The organism is Hyphomicrobiales bacterium (genome assembly GCA_039973685.1).
GTDB lineage: Bacteria > Pseudomonadota > Alphaproteobacteria > Rhizobiales > JACESI01 > JACESI01.
This window is the reverse complement of sequence record JBDWKL010000028.1, coordinates 1-21,421: the sequence shown is the minus strand read 5'-3', so window position 1 is coordinate 21,421 and position 21,421 is coordinate 1. Positions and strand designations below refer to the sequence as shown.

The following is a 21,421-nucleotide window of genomic DNA, read 5'->3' as shown; positions in this document are numbered from 1 at the left end:
ACGAAAGTAAGCGAATGCTCTATGCTAAAAGGTGTAAATTTTGATATACTGGAAGAACACCAACGGTTCCCCCAAGATGGATAAAACGTCAGGTAGAGTGGCGAGTAGGATTGAGAGTTATGGAAGCTGATTTTGTCATTATAGGCGCAGGCTCTGCCGGCTGTGCCATGGCTTATCGCCTGTCAGAAGATGGCAAAAACAGTGTGCTGGTTATTGAGTTTGGCGGCTCTGACGCAGGCCCGCTGATCCAAATGCCTGGTGCGCTTTCATACCCTATGAACATGCCGCGCTATGATTGGGGTTATCAAAGTGAACCAGAACCGCATCTGGGAAACAGACGCCTCGCCACTCCCCGTGGCAAGGTAATTGGCGGTTCTTCATCCATCAACGGCATGGTCTATGTGCGCGGCCATGCGGGTGACTATAACCATTGGCAAGAAAGCGGTGCGGATGGTTGGTCCTATGCTGACGTGCTTCCTTATTTCAAACGCATGGAGAACTGGTCAAGCGGTGGTCACGGTGGTGATGCTGAATGGCGCGGCAAAGATGGTCCGCTTTATGTCTCTCGCGGCAAACGCGATAACCCGCTGGTTCAGGCCTTCGTTAGTGCAGGCAAACAAGCAGGCTTTGAGACCACCGATGATTATAACGGTGAGCAGCAAGAAGGCTTTGGCCCGATGGAACAGACCGTCCACAAAGGACAGCGCTGGTCGGCTGCAAACGCCTATTTAAAGCCCGCTCTCAAGCGAGACAATTGCAACCTTGTAAAAGGCCTTGCGCAGCGCGTTATCATTGAAGATGGCCGTGCTGTTGGTGTTGAGATTAAAACGTCTAAGGGCGTTGAAATTGTGCGAGCAAAGCGCGAAGTGATCGTTGCTGCCTCCTCCATCAACACGCCGAAGCTTTTGATGCTATCAGGCATTGGCCCCGCGCCTCACCTTAAAGAGCATGGCATTGAAGTTGTGGCGGATAGGCGCGGCGTTGGTCAAAACCTTCAAGACCATCTTGAGCTCTACATTCAAATGGCGAGCCTTCAGCCGATTACCTTGTTTAAATATTGGAACCTTCTGGGCAAAGCCTATGTGGGAGCGAGATGGCTCTTCACCAAAACAGGCCCTGGCGCATCCAACCAATTTGAATCGGCGGCCTTCATCCGTTCTGCTGCTGGTGTTGATTATCCAGACATCCAATATCACTTCCTGCCGATTGCCGTGCGCTATGATGGGCAAGCAGCAGCCGAAGGTCATGGCTTCCAAGCCCATGTCGGCCCGATGCGCTCCCCTTCACGCGGCGAAGTGACGCTGAAATCATCTGACCCATCAGAGCCGCCTCGCATTGTGTTTAATTATATGAGCAAAGCGGAAGACTGGGAGAACTTCAGAACCTGCATTCGACTGACACGAGAGATATTCGAGCAAGAGGCGTTCAAACCCTATGCTGGCAAGGAAATTCAACCAGGCAATGCGCTACAAAGCGATGACGAACTCGACAGCTTCATCCGCGAACACGCCGAGAGCGCTTATCACCCCTGTGGCACAGCGAAAATGGGCAGCGTTGATGACCCGATGGCCGTGGTTGATCCTGAATGTCGAGTTATCGGCGTTAATGGCTTGCGTGTGGCAGACAGCTCCATCTTCCCACGCATCACCAACGGCAACTTGAATGGCCCATCAATATTGGTTGGCGAAAAAGCATCTGACCATATTCTAGGGCGCGATCCCTTGGCCAGATCAAACGCGAAACCATGGTTTCATCCAAATTGGAAGACAAGTCAGCGCTAAGAAGGGCTTAGCGGTCCCAAGCGTCTGAGATCATTTTTGAAAGTTTTGCTGGGTTATGGATCACCAACCCTCCGCGTAAAACTTCCACCACGCCATCTTTTTTAAGTTTGGCGAGTTCGCGAGAAATCACTTCACGACGGCAGCTTATCTTCTCCGCCATTTCTTTTTGAACAGGCGGCGGCGAAACAATGCGCTGCTCTTCAAACCCTTTACGCGGGCGTGATTGCCGTAATAGCTCGTTATAAAGACGATGTTTGGCATCAAGGAAGGATTGCTCAGTCAAACGCGTGTTCAACGCGCGCAACCGCGAACTCAACAGTCGCATCAAAGCCAATGCCATATCTGGATACTCGCGCATCGAAGCCAAGAACACGGATATAGACATGGCACCAACTTGCGTTGGCTCAATTGCAACCACATTTGCCGACCGCGATAGCCCATCAATGGCGGAAAGTTCGCCAAAAATATTATTCTCCGCAATTTCGGTAAGAACTATTTCTTTGCCGCCCTCAGTTCGGATTATAACCCGCACTTTTCCGCGTGTAATGAAGTAAACACTGCCAATATCATCTTCAAAGTCGATAATGGTCTCGTGCTCATTATATTTCGTCCAGGCACACCGTTTTGACAAGCTGTCGATCACATTTTCAGGCAGTTCTGAGAAAATATCGATGTTTGCGAGCGTACTCATAGTGTTCCCCCTGATACCCTCAAAGATTGCAACAAAGAGAAATCTTGGTGCAAGTTTAATTGCTTCGATATGCCCATAAACTTAATTTGCGAGCATTTATCACTTTAATTCCAGTTAATATCCTTCCTGAACAAACCATTCATCTTCCATACAGGAAACAAACACTACAAATACAAACAGTTCTGCGTGTTGGGTATCCCCATAGAAGTGGTCGTGCAGATATGAGAATAAAAAACCACGACGCGAAGATGACCATTGTCGCTGAAAGAATGCGGAAAATTAGAGACATATGGTCGACTCAAAAACTGAACAAGGAACAGCAACATGACATCTAATCTTAAAAAAGCAGTGATTGCTACGTTGACAGCAGCTGCAATGTCGATGGGTGCAACAGCTGCCAACGCAGTTGGCGGAGTAAATGCACTTGCAAGTTTTGAATCTGGCAAATCGATTGAACAAGTTCAATCACGAGGACGTGGCTTTAGAGGCCGTGGATTCAGCAGAGGCGGACGTGGCTTTAGCAGAGGACGTGGTTTTAGTAGCCGTGGCCGTGGCTTCAGAGGTCGCAATATCGGATTAGGTATTGGTGCAGGTATCCTTACTGGTGTCGTGGTTGGTTCAGCTATCAAGTCTGGTCGTCGTCATCATGGTCACAGCGGTAACCTTGCATTACGTAAACACGTTGCATGGTGCGCAAAACGATACAAAACGTACAATGCCCGTACAGATACATTCATCTCGTACAAACACGGTAAAAAGCGCTGTAATTCGCCATTCACCTAGGGTGAGTGCACCGATTAAAACACAAAAGCCGGCCTCTTATGAGGCCGGCTTTTTTTATTTCTCATATTAGAAAACGTTGTTTTTCAACAGCTAGTCATTCCAGTGAATGCAATGTGCATCAATGCACATCTTTTGTTTCCTGCTCCCCTACATTTAAATCATCGAAGGGCGAACAAACGCTCAGACACAAAATTAGACAGTTATTTTAAACAGGGAATAATAAGATGACGCATACATTCAAAAATTTAGCGATTGCAACACTTGCAGCAGCAACAGTGTTCGTGGGGGCAACGGCCGCGAATGCCAACGGCATAAATTCAGTTTCCAGCATCGAAACAACGACTGCCATCGAAAAAGTAGGTTTCTTTAAAAAGAATGGAAAGTTTACAAAACGAGGTGTCGCTACGATCGGCGTAAGCGCAGCTGTTGTTGGCGGATTGCTTGCAAGCGAAGCCTCTAAGTCACGCAACCGTCCCCGCAAGCGCCGTGAATACCGTGTGAGACGTCAGGAAAAGCATTTCGACTGGTGCTACTCAAAGTACAGAACTTACGACCACCGCTCAGACACATATATCTCACGTCGCCACGGTGAAACTTATTGCAACTCTCCATATAATTGAGAAGATTCTAGGCAACCTTACAAAAGGTCGCTCTAAAATGAAAAAGCCCCGTTCATACTGACGGGGCTTTTTCATTGTTATTCAGCAGCGCTCTAACGGACATAACCCATAACGATATCAAGCACATTCTTTTGTGTCTTCACATCACCGTTCTCAACTTCAACGTTGAAATAGCTACCAAGTTTGTTGAGCACCACATAATTGGAAAGCGAACAATCATTTTGGGTTGGCTTTACATATTCATAGAGCACATTCACGCCAGCTTTCTTCGTGAAATACTCCAACGCCTTTGCCTGCTCGCGATCTTTTCCTGGCGGCTTGGTGCTTGCGATCACGATCAACGTATCTTCATCCGCAAGGCGACGTGAACGAGCAATAGCAGTTACGAACGGGCGCATGACTTTGCTGTTGCGATTGATTGAGATTGTACCGCTACCGCCATTACCAGACCAGCCGTTTGAATTGCTGTGAAGCGCTATAATTGGTTGACCTGATTTACGGTGCTCCATAATTGCATTGGTGTATTTTGGCGCAGGCGCGCGCTGTTTTGGACAGGCCGCGGCGGCTGAACGGGTGGTGCCAAAGTTACGGTTCGGGTCTTGTCCTTTAAAGATGCGCTGTTCGCCCGCTTCCACAGCCACTAACGTGCCGCCATATTTTGCTAGGCCGTAAATTGCGGAAGGAAAAGCAGAATTCTCATTGTCATGCGGAATTACAAACAGCGGACCAGATCGCTTTGTGTTTTTGATGACATGAAGCTTCCAGTTCAACCCACCTTCCCTCACGCGTGTCTCAGTAATGCAATATTTTGAACTGCTGAGCGTTTTACGTTGCCCACGAATATCTGGATCAACCACCTGAGACGGATCAAGACACCCCTTTGCTGATGCCTGTGTCACTTGCGGTCTTGCGGCTGCTTGAGTTGCTTGCTGGGAGGATTTTGTTTGGTATCTTGGGCGTGGTGTTGGAAACGGAATTAAAAAACTTGCTTTTGTAACGGCTGCCCGATGATCCGTTTCTGCTGGTATAACTTCAATTGCTTCCGGTTTTGCCAACACGGCGCGGGTTGGGTCAAACTGGTTTGCACGAGACTTGGGGATCGGAATAAAGCCAAGTGGAACCACTTTAACAGGTTCTTGAACCGTCGTCGTTCCCTGCTCTTCATCGATTTGTTGTGGCGCTGGTTGCTTCGGCAACAATAGCTTTCGCAACAAAGAAACGGCCACACCACAACGTTCAGACTCGATATGGTTTTTGTGACAAAATGATGTGTTATTTGCAGAAAAACTGCTGGTGACAGGCAAAATTGTTGTGGCAGAAAATACGCCAGCTAGAAGAAAATAAATGTTTTTCGAAATAAACATATTGCATCCCAAATATGTAGAATGTCACTGAATTAGGTGAGCTGGCCAAATTAAAAATGACAAATATGGCCAAATTTAACTTTAACAAACCATCGCTTACAAATCATTAACCATAAAATGGCCGAGACTCGGTGACTTTCCCCTTATTCTGGCCTATTTCAATTGTTAATCGACAACAGCAAGAACACAGACAGTCGTTCAAACGAAGCGTTAATTGTGGGTTTGCTTGATGCAAAGACAGTATTACTATCTCGCAAAATGCTTCAATCTTTGCTAGAACTAACAATCGGCTAGCTTTAAAGAGTCGTTTTTGGGGAGACTATAGGATTTGTTTCGCAGCCTCGTAAAATGGGTGGCAATTTTAGGCGCTATCGCGGTAGCAGCAATTATTATTGCACCCTTCATTCTGCCGTCAGCGACTATAAAGCGTGAGCTTGTCAATCTGATTGAGAACAACACTGGATGGAGAATTGAGCTCAATGGGGATGTCTCCATGTCAGTTTTCCCAAGTCTTGCCCTTCAGGCTGAGAAGATTGAAATAAGCCCGCCCAATTCTGACCCCCTCATATCGGCTGAAGAAGCTCGCTTTTCACTGGCGGCGGCTAAACTGATAAGCGGTACGATCGCGATTGAAGAAATCAGCCTGGATACACCTTTTATAAATCTGACACTTGATAAGGACGGCAACCCACTTTTCTTGGCAAACAATGGCGAAGAGCAAGCGGAGGTTGCGACAACTCAAGATGACGCCCCTGAAGCGGCGAACGGATTATTTACCACGCTATTCAACACCCTAAGTGTCGAAAAGCTCGCGATAGATAAGGCGCGTATCGAAGTCGGCAAACAAGGCGAAACGCCGACCATCGTCAAAAATTTCAATCTTGCAGCCTCACTTGCTGATCCTCAAGGGCCACTGGTGATGACCGGATCTGCGGCCATCAACGATGAAGTTGTCGCTTTGAGTGGGACAATACCTTCATTCAAGAATTTTTTGAACGAGAGCAAAGGCTCAATTGATACAGAACTGACCTTCAAAGAGGCAACATTAAGCACCAAGGGTAAGCTCGATTTAAACGCTAAAACGCTCTACTCAGGTGATTTGGAACTGAATGTACCAGACATTCAAAAGACTGCGGGGAGCGATGCTATTGCCCCAGGCCAAGTCGTTGCAAGCGGCAAGGTATCTGCGTCTGATGGCGAATTTTCATTGAAGCTAGAAGAAGGACGCATCATCGACACGCTGTTCTTCGTCGATCTTGCTGTAAACACAAAAACGCCACGCCCTCTTCTGTCAGGCAAGATTGATCTTGGTGCGATCGATATTCAAAAACTTTTCCCGAAACAATCGGTTAGCCCTGCAAGCTCAAATAATGATTCAACAAGTTCAACCGAAACCATCGGCCACGATCTGTCCGCTCTTCAAAGCATAGACACCAATATTGCGTTTGCATCGGGTTCGATCCAGTCTGGCGATTATAAAATTGAAGACCTTTCTGCAAAACTGATTTTAAACAATGGCGCAGCCAACCTCATCATTGATGACATATCCCTAGTGGGCGGCTCTGCAAGCGGTTCGATTTTTGCGGACACCAAAGTCTCCCCCCTGTCTACCTATGGGTCAATCAAGGCGGAACGGTTCTCGCTTAAATCGCTTCTCGCCATCGCAGGCCAACAAGATCAAATCGATAAACTAGATGGCCTTCTCGGTGTTGATTTATCGTTTGGTTTTCAAGGGACGAGCCCAGAGAACATCACCAATACGGCTAATGCAAAAGGCTCTATTTCGCTATCTAACACCACAATAAAAGGCCTTAATCTTGCTGATGTCGTCGGAGATCCGGCGGCCGATGTGGTGAATAAATTAAACCTCACAGTGAAGATCGACGAGTTCTCGAAACCGATCTCATTAGACGGCAATGCAAACTGGCGCGGCGAACGCCTTAGTTTAAGTGCGACAGCAGACCCCAACGCCTTGCTTAGTGGGGGTGCTGCGTCAACCAATGTCAGTCTTTCATCATCAAAAGCAAACCTTGGCTTTAATGGCACCATCGCAACAGCACTGCCTGCATCAGGCACAGTAAGTGCAAGTGGCCCATCTCTTAAAAGCCTAGCAGCATGGCTCGGCACAGAGCTTCCGGCTGGCGAGGGTTACGGCAAATTCAACATTAAAACCGATCTTACCGTGGGCGAGAACACCATCGCGCTCAAGAAGCTAAACGCAGAACTCGACGACATCAAAGGCACAGGCGAAGTGTCCGTCAATCTTGCGGGCAAGCCTGCAATCAACGCGACAATCAATTTCGACTTGTTGGATGTTAATCCCTACCTTGCAACGTCCGCTTCATCTGGCGGCGGCAATTCAAGCAGCAATTCAGGCAGCTCGTCTGCACAATGGAGTGCTGACCCAATTGATTTTAGCGCCTTAAACGCTGCCAATATTGATCTAACAGCCAGCGTCAAAACGCTCAAAGCAGAAGGCATGAGTGTTGGCCCGCTTACACTGAAAGCCAGCATCGCTAATGGCAAACTCAATGCAAACCTTGACGATATGAGGCTATATGAAGGGACTGGTACGGCCAAAGTTCAACTTGATGCATCAGGACCGACGCCAGCGCTTAATCTGTCTCTTACCTCTGCCAATGTCAGCGCCCTACCCTTTTTAACGGATGCTGCAGAATTTACGCGCATCGAGGGCGGGCTCGCCCTTGACCTCGCCTTAACGGCTGCAGGTAAATCGCAAAAATCATTGGTTTCATCGCTTAACGGCTCATCTAAATTCGCCTTTACTAATGGAGCCTTGCGCGGCATCAACATCGCCCGCTCCATGCGCAACCTCACTTCGGGTGCTTTGTCAGGCTGGAACAATAGTGAATCCGAAAAAACTGACTTCAGCGCATTTAACGCCTCTTTCAACATTAAAGACGGGATTGCGAGCAATTCTGATCTAAGCCTCATTGGTCCATTGGTCCGTGTTACCGGCAAAGGCAGCGCGAATATGCCAGCGCAGACCGTCAACTACCGTGTAGACCCCAAAGTTGTTGCCAGCCTAAAAGGTCAAGGTGGAGATAATGAACTCTCAGGCTTTTCGGTTCCTGTCGTGATTGATGGCCCATGGGCAAAACCACGCATCTACCCAGACATCAGCGGATTTTTGGAAAACCCAGCTGCTGGACTTGCCAAGCTCAAATCACTCGGCGGCGGATTTGCAGCAATTGCGGGAAGTAAACCTGCTGATCTTGTAAGCAAGATTACGAGCGGTGAAGGCGGCATTGCAGGTACAGCGACCAAAGCCCTTGGCGGCTTATTGAGCGGTGGCAATGGCAACCAAGAAGGCAGTGGCGGCATCGCAGGTGCCATTGGTGCGCTTGGGTCTGCCCTTGGTCAAAACAATCAGCAAAGCGCACCTGCTGCCGCTTTACAGCCTGGGGATATTCCCGTGCCGCGTACCAAGCCAAAAGCCCCTGCGGGATCAAGCATTGGCAATGCGGTAAGCAATATCATTCAGCAACAAACAGGCGGTGGCAGCACGGCACCTGCTGGCGGCGTACAAGTTCCAGCAGTCGCGGCACCTGCTGAGCAAGCAGAAAAGCTGATCAAAGGTCTTGGTGGTCTGCTGAAACGAAACTAAGCGCTAGCTCTAAGCCACAACCTCATAGCCGAATTGTTCCGCCGTATGGGTCAACCAATGCCAGAACGAACGGGCAAAGCCTGAATAGACGTAAAGGTCATATTCCGGCTTGTTGCTCTTTTGGTAGATCGTCACACCAACTTGCGCCATCACAGTTTGAGCAGTGAAGCCCTCACCAGCAGCAGAGGGGTGCAAATCCAAACGACAGCCCCGTGACATAAGATCACGCGCATTCTCGCCTGAGATACGAATACGCACGCGCGATGCACTTTGTTCTGACACATGACCGATGCCTGCGACAGCCTTCGCCAGTTCATCACCAAAGGCTGGGCTCTTCTCTTTATCGGCCACAACAAGCCATTGACCAGGTGCCATTGGCAAATAAGTAATGCCTTTAGCGCTCATGCCTTTGCCCGCTTCTGTTTCAAAGCCGAGCTTCTTCATAACGGCGCCCTCTTTGCCCTTTTTGGCAAACAGCTGAACCAGAGACCCGAACTCTGCAAGCTCAATGCGCACAGGTGCCCCCTCTTGAGATCGCACTAGCGCTTCTTTATCGCCAAGGGCATGAATTGCTGAAAACTTAGCCATTGAGCCGCTCTCCTTTTGGATCGAAGAAATGAGGTGAGACAACTTCTACTGCTGGCGCTTCACCAAACAGTGGGTTTACTGCATAAAGCGTTTGTCCTGCATAAGCCTCGACGCCACCTTTAAGATAGCCAAGACCAATCCAGCACCCAAGTTGCGGGCTATCACAGACGGAAGTGATCCAACCAAGATCGTTTTCGCGGTTGGCGTCATCAGCGTCTTCAAACAAATGCGCACCGCCACGAAGACGTTCCGCACCCTCAATCAATTTGAGGCCAACAAGTTGCTCGCGGTCATCGGCAATCAAGCCTTCACGCCCTGCGAGTTTTTGACCGATGAATGGCTTCTTAGACGACATCATGCGCCCTAGCCCCATGTCTGCGGCTGTTGTGCGCCCGTCTAGTTCGTTACCGGCCACATGACCCTTCTCAATACGCAAGACAGAAAGCGCCTCTGTGCCGTAAGGGATAAGCCCATGATCTTGACCCGCGTCCCAAATGGCATTCCACATTTCCTCACCATAGGTCCAAGGCACATTCACCTCATAGGCAAGTTCACCAGAGAAGCTGATGCGGAAGATGCGGGCTGTCGTGCCGTTCCACTCAAAGGTTTGAACGCCCATGAATGGCAAGGCCTCTTCGCTCATATCAAGCGCTTTGCCAAAAGCTTTTTCCAAAATCTTGCGAGCGTTCGGACCTGCAACCGCAACACCACACCATTGTTCGGTGGCGGAACAGAACTGAACATCCAAATCAGGCCAAAGCACTTGGCTTGCATGTTCCATATGAGAAAGCACACGGGCAGCATTCGCCGTTGTGGTGGTCATGAAGTAATGGTCGTCAGCAAGGCGGGATGTCGTCCCATCATCAAACACAAAACCATCTTCACGCAGCATTAAGCCATAACGCGCTTTGCCGGGTTTTAGGAGTTTCCAGCCGTTGATATAAAGGCGGTTTAGGAACTCGCCCGCGTCATCGCCGAAAATCTCAATTTTGCCGAGGCTTGAAACATCGCAAATACCCGCTGTTTCGCGCACCTGTTTGCTCTCGCGGTAAATTGCTTCCATTACCCCTTCATTGGGTTTTGGATAATATTGTGGTCGCAGCCATTGGCCCGCTTCTACGAAGACAGCGCCAAGTTTTTCACCGCATGCGTGCATGGCCGTGCGGCGCACAGGTTGGAATTCATAGCCACGCTCATGGCCTGCAAAGGCACCAATTGCCACAGGTGAATAAGGTGGGCGGAAACGGGTTGTTCCAACATCAGGGATCGGCTCGCCCCGCGCTTCGGCCAAAATGCCGATGCCTGTAACGTTCGAGGTTTTACCTTGGTCTGTCGCCATGCCCAGTGTTGTGTAGCGCTTGGCATGTTCAACAGAGACGAAGCCTTCTTGCTCAGCAAGGGTGATGTCTTTTGCGGTTACATCATTTTGGAAATCGACAAAGGCTTTGCCGTTGCCAGCACATCGCCAAATTGCGGCGATTGGACCATTGGCGATTGCTTCCGCAGATGGTGCATTGCCTGCTTTAGCTTCAAAGCCAGCAGCGCCTGCCGCTTCAAGTCCAGCTGCATGGCCCTCTTCTAAACAAGCGGCCAAATCAAACGAACCTTTTGACGCACCAGCAGACCGTTCTGCACGGATGGGCGCAGGTGGTACAAAGCCTTTGAGGGCATCATCCCATACGGGTGCCACGCCTGTTTGGCTTGCTAAATGCACATCTGGCGAATAACCGCCCGCCATTGCAACGCAGTCGCAACCGAAGGTTCTTGTGACAATGCCATCTAAGGCTTGCAACGTCAGGCTTTTAACCCGCTTACCGCCATTTGCTTGTCTTGGAATAGTGCCAAGATCAACCTCAACACCGCGTGCTTTAATGCGACTTGCTGCCTCGCTCAACTCAGTTCGTGCATCTGCAATCACTGCAACCTCAACACCAGCATCAAGCAAGATTTCAGCCGTGCGATAGGCATCATCGTTGGTTGTGACAAAGGCAATCTTCTTACCCGGTGACACGCCGAACTTTTCAACGAAGGTACGAACGGCGTTGTTGAGCATGACGCCCGGCTTATCGTTATTGTCAAACGTCATCGCCCGCTCATGGGAACCACAAGCAAGCACCACCTCTTTAGCCCGAAGGGTCCAAAGGCGCTGACGCGGCATGCCGTCTTCTGGCTCTTTCACATGATCGCTAACACGCTCAAGCGCTGCCATGACGTTGTGGTCATAATAACCAAACACCGTGGTGCGCGGCATGATGGTGACGTTCTTCATGCCTTCAAGTTGTTTAAGCGTTTCCGCCACCCACTTGTCAGCAGGTTTGCCATCAATCATATCGGTTGGCGACACCATACCGCCGAAGGCCATTTGTTCTTCGGCAAGGATAACGCGACCGCCCGATTTCGCAGCACTTAATGCCGCCGCCAAACCAGCAGGACCACCACCAACAACTAAAACGTCGCAGTGATCATGGGAGTGTTCATAAGTATCAGGATCAGGCTCTACCGCAGCACTACCAAGGCCTGCGGAACGGCGGATGATCTTTTCATAGATTGGCTCCCAAAAGGAAGCAGGCCACATGAAGGTTTTATAATAAAATCCAGCGGTCAAAAACGGGCTGAGGAGTTGGTTCACAGATTGAACATCAAACGCCAAAGACGGAAAGCGGTTTTGTGACTTTGCTTCCAAGCCTTCATAAAGCTCCGCAATGGTTGCGCGCGTATTCGGTTCTCGCCGTGCTCCAGAACGCATTTCGACGATGGCATTCGGCTCTTCTGAACCCGCACTTAAACACCCACGTGGACGGTGATATTTGAACGAGCGGCCCATAAGGGTGACGCCATTGGCAAGCAGAGCTGATGCCAAGGTATCGCCCTCAAAACCTTGGTAGCTCTTGCCATCAAAGGTAAAGTTCACGGGCTTGGAACGGTCTATGAGTATGCCGCCATTCTTTAAACGATGTGCGCTCATTATTTGTCTCCCTCTGGCAGAGGAAGGTCATCGTGCGGACCACCTGTTGCGTGTATCTCATGGGTGAGCGTGTTGCGTACAACTTTCACCCACTGACGGCACCCACCAGTGTGATGCCACCACTCAGTGTGCCAGCCCTTCGGATTATCTCGGATATAGGCATAACGGAAGAACTCTTCTTCACTCGCATCCGGCTCAGGGCGCACAACAGTCGCGTCGCCTTGATATTGAAATTCTGCTTCATCGCGTAGCCCACACCAGGGGCAATTAATTCTATGCATGGTTGCCTCCTATTGTATCCACGGACTTGGGCCAACGCCCTTTTCGTCAATCATTCGTCCCTCACGGAAACGCTCAATGGTGAACGCCTCATTGAGTTTATGCGGTTCATCTTTTGCAATTGTGTGCGCGAAGCACCAGCCAGAGGCAGGCGTCGCTTTAAATCCGCCATAGCACCAACCGCCATTGAGGTAGAGTTTATCAACGCCCGTTTTACAGATGAACGGCGAACCATCAAAGCTCATATCCATAATACCGCCCCAGTGGCGCAGCAGCCGAACACGACCAATGGCTGGCATAATCGCCATGCCGCCTGCCATAACGTGTTCCATCATCGGCAAATTGCCGCGTTGGGCATAAGAGTTATAGCCATCAAGATCACCACCAAATACCAAGCCGCCTTTGTCAGACTGGCTGATATAAAAGTGCCCTGCTCCGAACGTCACCACTGTATCAATCAACGGCTTAATACCTTCTGACACAAAAGCTTGAAGCACATGGCTTTCAATTGGCAATTCGATACCCGCCATTTTCGCGATTTGCGAGGTGTGGCCAGCGACCGCCATGCCGACTTTCTTCGCCATGATTTTTCCTTTGGTGGTTTCAACACCCACCACAGCGCCGCCTTCAATGATGATGTCTTTCACTTCGCAGTTTTGAATAATATCAACACCGCGACTATCTGCACCACGCGCATAGCCCCAAGCAACCGCATCGTGACGAACTGTGCCGCCGCGTCGTTGCATTAAGCCGCCTTGGATGGGGAAACGCGAATTTTCAAAATCGAGGATTGGCACCATTTTCTTGAGTTCTTCAGGCGACACAATATCTGCATCAACACCAGCAAGGCGCATGGCATTACCACGACGCACATAGCCGTCACGCTGGGCATCTGAATGGAAGAGATTGACGATGCCGCGCTGGGAAATCATCGCGTTGAAGTTGAAGTCTTGCTCCAAGCCTTCCCAAAGCTTCATGCTTTTCTCGTAAAAATGAGTATTTGGCGCATGCATATAGTTAGAGCGGATGATCGTCGTATTCCGCCCAACATTACCGCCGCCAATCCAGCCTTTTTCGATCACGGCGACATTAGTAATGCCGTGCTCTTTTGCCAGATAATAAGCTGTTGCAAGACCATGACCGCCGCCACCGATGATGATCACATCATACTCAGCCTTTGGTGCCGGATCACGCCACATGCGTTTCCAGCCCTTATGGCCAGTAAGACCCTGCTTTAAAACGGATAGAGCTGAATATTTCACGTGGCTTGGCCTTTCTTGCTGACGGATAGGCAGTAGACCCGTCATTTAAAGATAGTGCAATCAATTAAGCGCCAGCTTCTGCTCAATAACATAAATTCCGAACAACAAATCGGACAAATAAGAATATAAATTGGACATGCACAATTGAATTGGTTCATAATGGTTGCATGAAGCAGCACGCTAATACATTTGCCTTTTTTTTGGTGCCAGGCTTTTCCCTCGTCGCCCTATCCAGCGCGATAGATGTGCTGCGCGCGGCTAATGTTGAGGTTGATCAGACCCATTTTGAATGGACCTTAGTTGGCGAAGAAAACGGGATGGTTGCATCCTCCAGTGGTATTGAGTTGCCCGTTGAAAGAATTTCACCCACGGCTAAATCAGATGTCATTGCGGTGTGCGGCGGTGAACGAACGCATTTATTCTCTAACCCCAAAGTTGAAAAATGGCTTCGTGATTGCGCGCGAGAAAAATGTCGCATTGGGTCGCTATCTGATGGGGCTTACCTTGTTGCCAAAGCAGGTTTATTCAACCAATGCCGCTCCACAATTCATTGGAAATGCCAAAATGCTTATCGTGAACTTTATCCCAGCCTAGATGTTCGCACGTCTATTATGGAGATCGACGCCTTTCGATTTTCATGTGCGGGTGGAACGGCCAGTCTGGATTTAATGCTGAATTTCGTAGCGTCATCGCTGGGAACAGCCATTGCAGGCCGTGTGGCGGACAATTATTTCCATGATGTGATACGCGGTGACGACCAAACCCAACACCTAACCCGCGCCTTTCGTTTTGCCACACGCAACGAGACTGTCTCTAATGCTCTTTTCAAAATGGAAACAGCCTTAGAAGTGCCATTACCCGTCGCAAAAATTGCCAGTGAGCTTAACATTTCTCACCGCCAATTAGACCGATTGTTTAGGACCCACCTTGGGGCCTCACCCTCTCATTTTTATCGCGACCTCAGGCTTGCGCGGGCCAGTAGTTTGTTGAAGCAGACCGCCCTATCGGTTGCAGAGGTTGCGGTAAGTTGCGGATTTCAATCTGCCTCGCATCTAGCAAAATTCTTTTACCGAAAATACGACGAAACCCCGCTACAGCACCGAAAAAAAGGCCCCCAACAGCCGAGTTTTTAAGAGAAATTCAGTCGGGAAATTTGGGGCTATACTTATTTATTAATGAATGGTTAAATACCAATTGCATACCAATGTTGACCATTTTGGTATGCTCGATTTTTGGCTGTTAATTTAGCCGCAGATAATAAACCAATCGAGGGGGACTATTTAATGGAAGAGGAAGTTGCCAAATTAATGGCGGAGGTCGCAGCTTTGAAAGCCGCAAATGCGACTGGAAATACGGTCGCGGCAGAGACGTATTATTATCTTACGATACCGCTTATGATCCTAATCCACGTCGGATTTTTGGGATATGAGATGGGCGCATCGCGCGCCAAGAACGTTCTAGCATCCGGAATTAAAAATATTTTGGCCTTCGCATTCATGCTGCCAACATTCTACTTTTTCGGCTGGTGGGTATATTGGGCTTTCCCAACTGGTCTAAACTTTGGTGTCGGGCCAAATGAAATCAGTGGTTTGGCTTATGCAGCAGCCGTTGCAAATCCTGCAACAGAAGTGATGGGCCCGCATTTGGGTGACAATGCTTCTGGTGTGTTTGTCGGTGCCTTTACGTTGTTTGCGTGTGCTACCGCCTCCATTATGTCGGGTTCTGTTATTGAACGTATCCGCCTCGTACCATTCGTTGTGCTTGCCATCATCCTCGGCTCTTTTGCTTGGGTTGTTGCTGCGGCATGGGGTTGGCATGCAGATGGCTGGCTTGTTCAAAAATGGGGTTACCACGACTTTGGTGCTTCTGGTGTTGTTCACATGATTTCTGGTTTCTTCGCTCTCGGGGTTCTTATCCCACTCGGCGCACGGATCGGTAAATTCAATGCAGACGGCTCAGCAAACCAAATTACAGGTCACAATATGCCAATGGCAATGATCGGTTTGATGATGATTATCGTGGGTTTCTGGGGCTTCCTTATGGCTTGTTTGATCTACCCAGGTGAAGCATGGTCTTGGTCTGCTACAGAGTTCACAAACATCTACGGCACACCAATGACGCTTTCTGCATTGACCTTCAACTTGTTGATGGCAATCGGTGGCGGTATCATCGGTGCATGGATGACAACACGTGATCCGTTCTGGATGATGTCTGCTGGTCTTGGCGGCATTATCGCAACAGCTGCTGGTCTTGACGTTTATCTGCCATCAATGACATTTGCGATCGCCTTTGTTGCTTGTGCCTTCATCATGCCTGCTTCAGCAAAATTCATCGAGAAGATGGGTATTGATGATGCAGTTGGTGCTGTAACGGTTCACGGTGTCCTTGGTGCAGTTGGTGTGCTTGGCGTTGGTATCTTCGCTTCTGGCATCCCATCAACAGCAGCTGAGGGAGCAGCACAAATCAGCTTCTTCGGTCAGTTGATTGGTACAATCGTGATGGCGCTTATCGGCTTCGTTCCGGGTCTTGTTTTCGCTTCACTCTTCAATGCAATGGGCATCTTGCGCGTTTCTGAGAAAGTGGAACGTGACGGTCTGGATATCTCTGAAGTGCCAGCAGTGGCTTACCCTGCTGAGTAATCAGCCACGGTAAGGCGTGACCTTCACGCCCTACCGGTCTTCAATTAACGAAAACCATGAAAGGAAACACCAATGGGTGCATCTTTTGAAACTTGGGACGCGGTAACAGACGCGGCTTATTATGTGGGTGCTGGGTCTGAAGGGATCTGGCTCGCTATCGCAGTCATCCTGTGCGTTGTCGCACTTATGGTTGGCCACTCACACGAATCCAAGGTCAACAAAGACTAATCGCTTAACAAAGCGAACAAAATCAGGGGTCGCCACTTGGCGGCCCTTTTTTCCGCACTAAAATCTAAGAAATAACATCATCATGCTAAGTGAGAAAACCTTGCAACCACACGACTATTCCCACCACTTTTTAACGTGGCAATGCCGCATCCGTCAGATTGCTTTACGCGAAGATGGTGGCCGCCCTAGCCAAGGCATGCGCCCAGCCCTTTATGATGGCGAAGGAACGCAATTATCCGCTGGCGTCATCGTTTTGATGGTGAAAGAGAACCCAGAAGAAAGCACAGATTTTCTAAAGTTTCAGGTGCAAAAGCATAACGATCCGCAAGACGTTTACAAAAAGGCACTCACCTATTTGCAGGCAACACACTACCAACGGGCGATTGAGTTTTCAGATGAACTGACCGCACTCTTTGCCAAGAATTCAGCACTGGTTGAGCAGCTCTTAGTCGAAGGAAAGTGTCTATTATCTTTCCAGCAATTCACCCAGAGTTACAAAATCCCTTGCCACGTTCGCATCTTGAAAGAGGAAGAAGCCGCCCACAGCGCCACCCTTTGGCATAACCGCGTCTTCAATCCCAATATTGGCGATGACATCGTGATCGTTGGCTTCCAACCAGATTGGGACGAAGCAGTAACGATGCTGAAAAAGTAAGGCTATCTAACGCTGTAGCTAAGGGGCAAGCTTATGGGGCTAGTGTTGCCGCTATCTGGGAGATACTGCGCACCCTCCACATCGAAGTCCTGCAACACACGCCCCAAAGCCCGCAACGCGCTTGCCATATCCGTGCGGGCGACATAATGGCCAATACAATGATGCGCCCCACCGCCAAAGCCGAAATGACGTTTGCGCGGGGCTAGAATATTGAACGATGGTTCCTCGCAAATTTGCGGGTCTCTTGCGGAAGAATGAACCAGCATGTGAAGCGTGGTCCCCGCTTTGATTTCAACATTTTGAAAACTGAAATCTTCAACCGCTTCTCTGGTCGCCCATGTGGTGGTTGGCCAAGCGCGGATGATTTCTTCGATTGCTTGCGGGCACAAATTTGGATCAGCACAAAGCGCCTGCCATTGGTCCTTATGTTCAGCGAATAAGCTCATTGCAAAACCAAGTTGGGAGCGCGTTGTATCAACACCGCCGAAGATGGAAATCAGAATGAGGTCGACGAGCGCTTGCTCATCCTCAAGGCTCATCTCTTCGTAGCGTCTCACAAGACGAGCAATATAACTCGCTTGATCATCGCCTACCCTCGCCCGTGCAATCAATTCATGCGACAATGTCGTCAGCCGATCACAAGCCGCGTTGAATGTCTCTTGATGGTCAAGGCCGTTGATGCCCATTGCAAGACCAAGGTCTGATGCGTCGTGTGAAATCTGCGACCACTGATCAAGCGGCAACCCCAGTAAGATACAGATCGCTTGCCCTGCAAAGGGAATGGAAAAATCTTCCATAAACTCGCATGACGAACGCCCACGCAAAGCATTGGCAAGCGTCTCAGCCGCCACATCAAATTGCGGAATTAAACTATCAACAAATTCCTCTGATAACGAAGGAATGGCAAGGTCACGCAATATTCGGTGATCTTTGCCTTCGCGGGAAATCACCGAGCGCTTCCAAAATTCTGCGAAACTGCCCTTTAGGTTATTCTTGTCCGGCCACGCATAACTGCCCTGTCGCAGTCTTTTGTCTCGCAATAAAAGGCCTACTTCGCGGTAGCGCAGCACAGCCAAACCGAACGGTGTTTCCGCACACCAGTTCTCAGCCCGCGCATCCTTTGCCTCTTGCCCTTTTGTGGAAAAATTGGGGTCTTTGAGGTTCAGGAATGGAAGAGGTTGAGCCTGCTGCATTGACACAATCAATCTATATAAGCATCGCGACGCATGCCCGCCCGTTCATGGTGAAGCAGGCGCTTGCTATAAAGCGAGGCAATACGGTGGAGTGAATAGCAGCCCTGGAAGAGCGGCATGTCGCTCGGTTCCAGATCAATCAGATTTTGCCTCTGCATAGCGACCTCCCTCACAACTTTTACGCATGGGATGCTAGACGCTAAACCCACCCCATATCAAGCTGCCGCTCCCATGAACGCGCGGCATTGCGCATTAAGATCGCGACAGTAACGGGGCCAACGCCGCCCGGAACAGGCGTGATCCAGCTTGCGACCTCTTTGACCGCATCGGTATCAACATCGCCAACAATGCGCGACTTCCCGTTGTCATCTGTGATTTGATTGATCCCGATATCAATAACGGCAGCACCCGGTTTTATCATATCTGCCCCGATCAAATGCGCCTTTCCGACAGCCACAACCACAACATCCGCACGTCGCGAATGCATGGCAACAGATCGCGTCATGTGGTGACAAACAGTGACCGTCGCGCCTTCCGCCATTAACATCATGGCCGCAGGTTTACCGACGATCTCAGAATGCCCCACCATAACAATTTCCAAGCCCTTCATATCGAGACCAGTTTCTCGGATAAGTTCAACGGCTGCAGCAGCCGTACACGGCGCCATGGTGACATCGTTATAAACGATATTGCCAATGGATGCGGGGTTCATGCCCTCAATGTCTTTCAGCGGGTGGATGGCTGATTGTAAGGTACGCAGATTGATGCTGTCTGGCACAGGCCGCTGCAAGATGACGCCGAGCACTGTCGGGTCGTCGTTCATCGCAACCAATTGCGCTTTTGCTTCCGCCTGCGTTATCGCCTCAGGCCATGCAAGACGTTCAAAAGGAATGCCGACTTTCGCCGCAGCGCGTTCTTGATTGCGGATGTAAACGTCGACCTCCGCGACATCCCCGATGCTAACAGAGACAAGACGTCCAATTGGTTTTTCCTGTGTCAGTGTTTCGACAAGCCCTGCGATCTCGCCCAGCAATTTCTGCTGAACAGCGCGGCCATCAATGATGCGATGATCGTTCAATTTTTAGTTCCTAATTACTATCTATTTACAGCGGCTACTAACCACCAAAACCACTGCCCGCTCTTCGATACTCGTCACGTGCTGGCGCAAATATGTCAAGCGTGATCAGCACCTTTCGCTCCTGCTTGCATGGGCTTATCATAACGCTGGATATGACCTCATCATCGCATTGCCAAAAGAAAAGCCCGCCGTATCAACAGCGGGCTTTCTCATTCTCGTTAAATGCAGTGCATTAGAACTTTTTATAAGCTTTGTTCAACTGCACCATTGGATGATCTGGTGACATTTGAAACTTGATCAAAAGCTCACGAGCAATCATGTCACGGTCTTGCTGGTTATCTGCCAAATCCATGCTTTCTGGAATTGCGACCCAACCGTTGATGTTACGATCAAAAACGGCTGCTTTACCGTCATCATAACCCATGTGAACATCCTCAAGCCAGTTGAGGTCTTCCCAGCCCATGAATTCGATATAACCCTTCAAGAAAGGGGTCAGACGATCATAGTCTGGCAATAGGTTCACGTCATAACGGTAACCAATGTGCTGACCGATGATTTGTTCGCGCTCGCTGTCGATACCACCACCTTTGAGGAAGTGATCGACGTCTTCAATTTCAGCGCCTTTATAGCTTGTTCCAGCCATTTATTCTCTCCTTGTGCCTGTCGCCACAGCCGAACGATGTCCGGCTGAGCGAGCGGGGCTTAAATGTGGTGGTAGTCGTCAACACCAACGGTGTATTCAGTACCAGCGAGAGGAACCTGAGCGATTGCAGAGGCTTCCATTGTAAGCGCTCCTAGATCTTCTGGCTCCAGTGAATGGATATTGGTCTTGCCACAGGCACGCGCCATCATCTGTGCTTCCATCGTCAATGTGTGAAGGAAGTTATAGACGCGCTCTGCTGCTTCATCTGGGTCCAAACGCTTACGAAGCTCTGGATCCTGTGTCGCAACACCTACTGGACAACGGCCTGTGTGGCAGTGGTAACACTGACCAGGACGGACGCCCATTTCTGACGGATAATCTGCTTCAGGAATGTCCTTGTTACAGTTTAGCGCCATCATGGCTGAGTGACCAATCGCAATGGCGTCTGCACCAAGGGCAATCGCTTTTGCAACATCACCACCGTTACGGATACCGCCAGCATAAACGAGAGTGATCTCGCCACGCTTACCAATATCGTCGATCGCACGACGGGCCTGACGGATCGCGGCCATACCTGGAACACCGGTTTCTTCCGTTGCCAAGTGTGGGCCAGCACCCGTGCCGCCTTCCATGCCATCAATGTAGATTGAATCAGGGTCACATTTTGCAGCCATACGAACATCGTCGTAAACCCGCGCTGCGCCGAGCTTCAACTGAATTGGAATTTGCCAATCTGTTGCTTCACGGATTTCCTGAATTTTGAGTGCCAGATCATCTGGACCCAACCAATCTGGGTGGCGAGCAGGTGAGCGTTGGTCAATACCAGCTGGTAGTGAACGCATCTCTGCCACTTGGTCAGTCACTTTTTGACCCATCAAGTGACCACCGAGGCCTACCTTACAGCCTTGCCCGATAAAGAACTCACAGCCATCTGCTAGTTGCAGGTGATGTGGGTTAAAACCGTAGCGTGACTGAATACACTGGTAGAACCATTTTGAAGAGTAACGGCGCTCGTCCGGGATCC

19 protein-coding genes are annotated in these 21,421 nt (G+C 49.7%); 8 read left to right on the top strand and 11 right to left on the bottom strand.

The features are described 5' to 3' along the window. Window positions 1–119: 119 nt before the first annotated feature. A complete protein-coding gene (betA, locus tag ABJO30_08135) occupies window positions 120–1,781 on the top strand; it encodes a choline dehydrogenase (protein MEP3232782.1) in 1,662 nt (553 codons plus the stop codon). A 7-nt stretch (window positions 1,782–1,788) separates the two neighbouring features. Here betA and ABJO30_08130 read toward each other — a convergent pair whose 3' ends face one another. Then, a complete protein-coding gene (locus tag ABJO30_08130; GenBank protein MEP3232781.1) occupies window positions 1,789–2,472 on the bottom strand; it encodes a Crp/Fnr family transcriptional regulator in 684 nt (227 codons plus the stop codon). A gap of 324 nt (window positions 2,473–2,796) precedes the next feature. Here ABJO30_08130 and ABJO30_08125 point away from each other — a divergent pair, with 324 nt between their 5' ends. Together ABJO30_08125 and ABJO30_08120 are read left to right on the top strand one after the other, a co-directional pair. After that, a complete protein-coding gene (locus ABJO30_08125) occupies window positions 2,797–3,255 on the top strand; it encodes a BA14K family protein (GenBank protein ID MEP3232780.1) in 459 nt (152 codons plus the stop codon). Between the two features lie 224 nt (window positions 3,256–3,479). Beyond that, entirely contained in the window at window positions 3,480–3,875 is a 396-nt protein-coding gene (locus tag ABJO30_08120; protein MEP3232779.1) for a hypothetical protein, read from the top strand. A gap of 92 nt (window positions 3,876–3,967) precedes the next feature. Here ABJO30_08120 and ABJO30_08115 read toward each other — a convergent pair whose 3' ends face one another. Further along, complete coding sequence (locus ABJO30_08115) at window positions 3,968–5,239, bottom strand: hypothetical protein (protein ID MEP3232778.1); 1,272 nt, start codon at window positions 5,237–5,239, stop codon at window positions 3,968–3,970. 328 nt (window positions 5,240–5,567) lie between these two features. Between ABJO30_08115 and ABJO30_08110 the strand changes: the two genes are divergently transcribed. After that, window positions 5,568–8,867 (top strand): AsmA family protein, encoded by a 3,300-nt coding sequence (locus ABJO30_08110; GenBank protein ID MEP3232777.1) that lies wholly within the window; start codon window positions 5,568–5,570, stop codon window positions 8,865–8,867. Between the two features lie 9 nt (window positions 8,868–8,876). Here the strand turns inward: ABJO30_08110 and ABJO30_08105 are convergent, their stop codons facing one another. Genes ABJO30_08105 through ABJO30_08090 form a run of 4 tightly spaced genes read right to left on the bottom strand, consistent with a single transcriptional unit; the run spans window position 8,877 to window position 13,961 of the window. Beyond that, window positions 8,877–9,455, bottom strand: coding sequence for a sarcosine oxidase subunit gamma family protein (locus ABJO30_08105; protein MEP3232776.1), 579 nt, complete (start codon window positions 9,453–9,455; stop codon window positions 8,877–8,879). Then, window positions 9,448–12,420, bottom strand: a complete 2,973-nt coding sequence (locus ABJO30_08100) for a sarcosine oxidase subunit alpha family protein (protein ID MEP3232775.1) — start codon at window positions 12,418–12,420, stop codon at window positions 9,448–9,450. Before ABJO30_08100 ends, ABJO30_08105 begins: the two co-directional genes overlap by 8 nt. Next, a complete protein-coding gene (locus ABJO30_08095) occupies window positions 12,420–12,701 on the bottom strand; it encodes a sarcosine oxidase subunit delta (GenBank protein MEP3232774.1) in 282 nt (93 codons plus the stop codon). Before ABJO30_08095 ends, ABJO30_08100 begins: the two co-directional genes overlap by 1 nt. A 9-nt stretch (window positions 12,702–12,710) precedes the next feature. After that, window positions 12,711–13,961: a sarcosine oxidase subunit beta family protein gene (locus ABJO30_08090; protein MEP3232773.1), complete on the bottom strand. Its 1,251-nt coding sequence runs from the start codon at window positions 13,959–13,961 to the stop codon at window positions 12,711–12,713. A gap of 167 nt (window positions 13,962–14,128) precedes the next feature. Here ABJO30_08090 and ABJO30_08085 point away from each other — a divergent pair, with 167 nt between their 5' ends. The 4 genes from ABJO30_08085 to ABJO30_08070 all read left to right on the top strand — a co-directional run bounded on the left by ABJO30_08085 (window position 14,129) and on the right by ABJO30_08070 (window position 17,483). Beyond that, complete coding sequence (locus ABJO30_08085; protein MEP3232772.1) at window positions 14,129–15,094, top strand: GlxA family transcriptional regulator; 966 nt, start codon at window positions 14,129–14,131, stop codon at window positions 15,092–15,094. A 150-nt stretch (window positions 15,095–15,244) separates the two neighbouring features. Continuing rightward, window positions 15,245–16,600, top strand: coding sequence for an ammonium transporter (locus ABJO30_08080; protein ID MEP3232771.1), 1,356 nt, complete (start codon window positions 15,245–15,247; stop codon window positions 16,598–16,600). 72 nt (window positions 16,601–16,672) lie between these two features. Continuing rightward, a complete protein-coding gene (locus ABJO30_08075) occupies window positions 16,673–16,828 on the top strand; it encodes a hypothetical protein (protein MEP3232770.1) in 156 nt (51 codons plus the stop codon). An 82-nt stretch (window positions 16,829–16,910) separates the two neighbouring features. Beyond that, a complete protein-coding gene (locus ABJO30_08070) occupies window positions 16,911–17,483 on the top strand; it encodes a hypothetical protein (GenBank protein ID MEP3232769.1) in 573 nt (190 codons plus the stop codon). A 2-nt stretch (window positions 17,484–17,485) separates the two neighbouring features. Here the strand turns inward: ABJO30_08070 and ABJO30_08065 are convergent, their stop codons facing one another. The 5 genes from ABJO30_08065 to ABJO30_08045 all read right to left on the bottom strand — a co-directional run. Continuing rightward, window positions 17,486–18,676: a cytochrome P450 gene (locus ABJO30_08065; protein ID MEP3232768.1), complete on the bottom strand. Its 1,191-nt coding sequence runs from the start codon at window positions 18,674–18,676 to the stop codon at window positions 17,486–17,488. A gap of 8 nt (window positions 18,677–18,684) precedes the next feature. Further along, window positions 18,685–18,834, bottom strand: coding sequence for a hypothetical protein (locus ABJO30_08060; GenBank protein ID MEP3232767.1), 150 nt, complete (start codon window positions 18,832–18,834; stop codon window positions 18,685–18,687). A gap of 41 nt (window positions 18,835–18,875) precedes the next feature. After that, window positions 18,876–19,754 (bottom strand): bifunctional 5,10-methylenetetrahydrofolate dehydrogenase/5,10-methenyltetrahydrofolate cyclohydrolase, encoded by an 879-nt coding sequence (locus ABJO30_08055; GenBank protein ID MEP3232766.1) that lies wholly within the window; start codon window positions 19,752–19,754, stop codon window positions 18,876–18,878. 232 nt (window positions 19,755–19,986) lie between these two features. After that, the gene (locus ABJO30_08050; protein ID MEP3232765.1) at window positions 19,987–20,397 is read right to left on the bottom strand and encodes a hypothetical protein; all 411 of its coding nucleotides are present in this window, start codon (window positions 20,395–20,397) and stop codon (window positions 19,987–19,989) included. A gap of 59 nt (window positions 20,398–20,456) precedes the next feature. Further along, window positions 20,457–21,421, bottom strand: a 965-nt coding sequence (locus tag ABJO30_08045) for an FMN-binding glutamate synthase family protein (protein MEP3232764.1), incomplete at its 5' end; no start/stop codon positions are given.

What these genes read in the sequence shown, in the direction of transcription:
- ABJO30_08065 (MEP3232768.1), bottom strand. Translation starts at nt 18,676, where the DNA reads ATGCAGCAGGCTCAACCTCTTCCATTCCTGAACCTCAAAGACCCCAAT.
- ABJO30_08130 (MEP3232781.1), bottom strand. Translation starts at nt 2,472, where the DNA reads ATGAGTACGCTCGCAAACATCGATATTTTCTCAGAACTGCCTGAAAAT.
- ABJO30_08105 (MEP3232776.1), bottom strand. Translation starts at nt 9,455, where the DNA reads ATGGCTAAGTTTTCAGCAATTCATGCCCTTGGCGATAAAGAAGCGCTA.
- ABJO30_08080 (MEP3232771.1), top strand. Translation starts at nt 15,245, where the DNA reads ATGGAAGAGGAAGTTGCCAAATTAATGGCGGAGGTCGCAGCTTTGAAA.
- ABJO30_08070 (MEP3232769.1), top strand. Translation starts at nt 16,911, where the DNA reads ATGCTAAGTGAGAAAACCTTGCAACCACACGACTATTCCCACCACTTT.
- ABJO30_08095 (MEP3232774.1), bottom strand. Translation starts at nt 12,701, where the DNA reads ATGCATAGAATTAATTGCCCCTGGTGTGGGCTACGCGATGAAGCAGAA.
- ABJO30_08100 (MEP3232775.1), bottom strand. Translation starts at nt 12,420, where the DNA reads ATGAGCGCACATCGTTTAAAGAATGGCGGCATACTCATAGACCGTTCC.
- ABJO30_08115 (MEP3232778.1), bottom strand. Translation starts at nt 5,239, where the DNA reads ATGTTTATTTCGAAAAACATTTATTTTCTTCTAGCTGGCGTATTTTCT.
- ABJO30_08075 (MEP3232770.1), top strand. Translation starts at nt 16,673, where the DNA reads ATGGGTGCATCTTTTGAAACTTGGGACGCGGTAACAGACGCGGCTTAT.
- ABJO30_08050 (MEP3232765.1), bottom strand. Translation starts at nt 20,397, where the DNA reads ATGGCTGGAACAAGCTATAAAGGCGCTGAAATTGAAGACGTCGATCAC.
- ABJO30_08060 (MEP3232767.1), bottom strand. Translation starts at nt 18,834, where the DNA reads ATGCAGAGGCAAAATCTGATTGATCTGGAACCGAGCGACATGCCGCTC.
- ABJO30_08120 (MEP3232779.1), top strand. Translation starts at nt 3,480, where the DNA reads ATGACGCATACATTCAAAAATTTAGCGATTGCAACACTTGCAGCAGCA.
- ABJO30_08085 (MEP3232772.1), top strand. Translation starts at nt 14,129, where the DNA reads ATGAAGCAGCACGCTAATACATTTGCCTTTTTTTTGGTGCCAGGCTTT.
- betA (MEP3232782.1), top strand. Translation starts at nt 120, where the DNA reads ATGGAAGCTGATTTTGTCATTATAGGCGCAGGCTCTGCCGGCTGTGCC.
- ABJO30_08125 (MEP3232780.1), top strand. Translation starts at nt 2,797, where the DNA reads ATGACATCTAATCTTAAAAAAGCAGTGATTGCTACGTTGACAGCAGCT.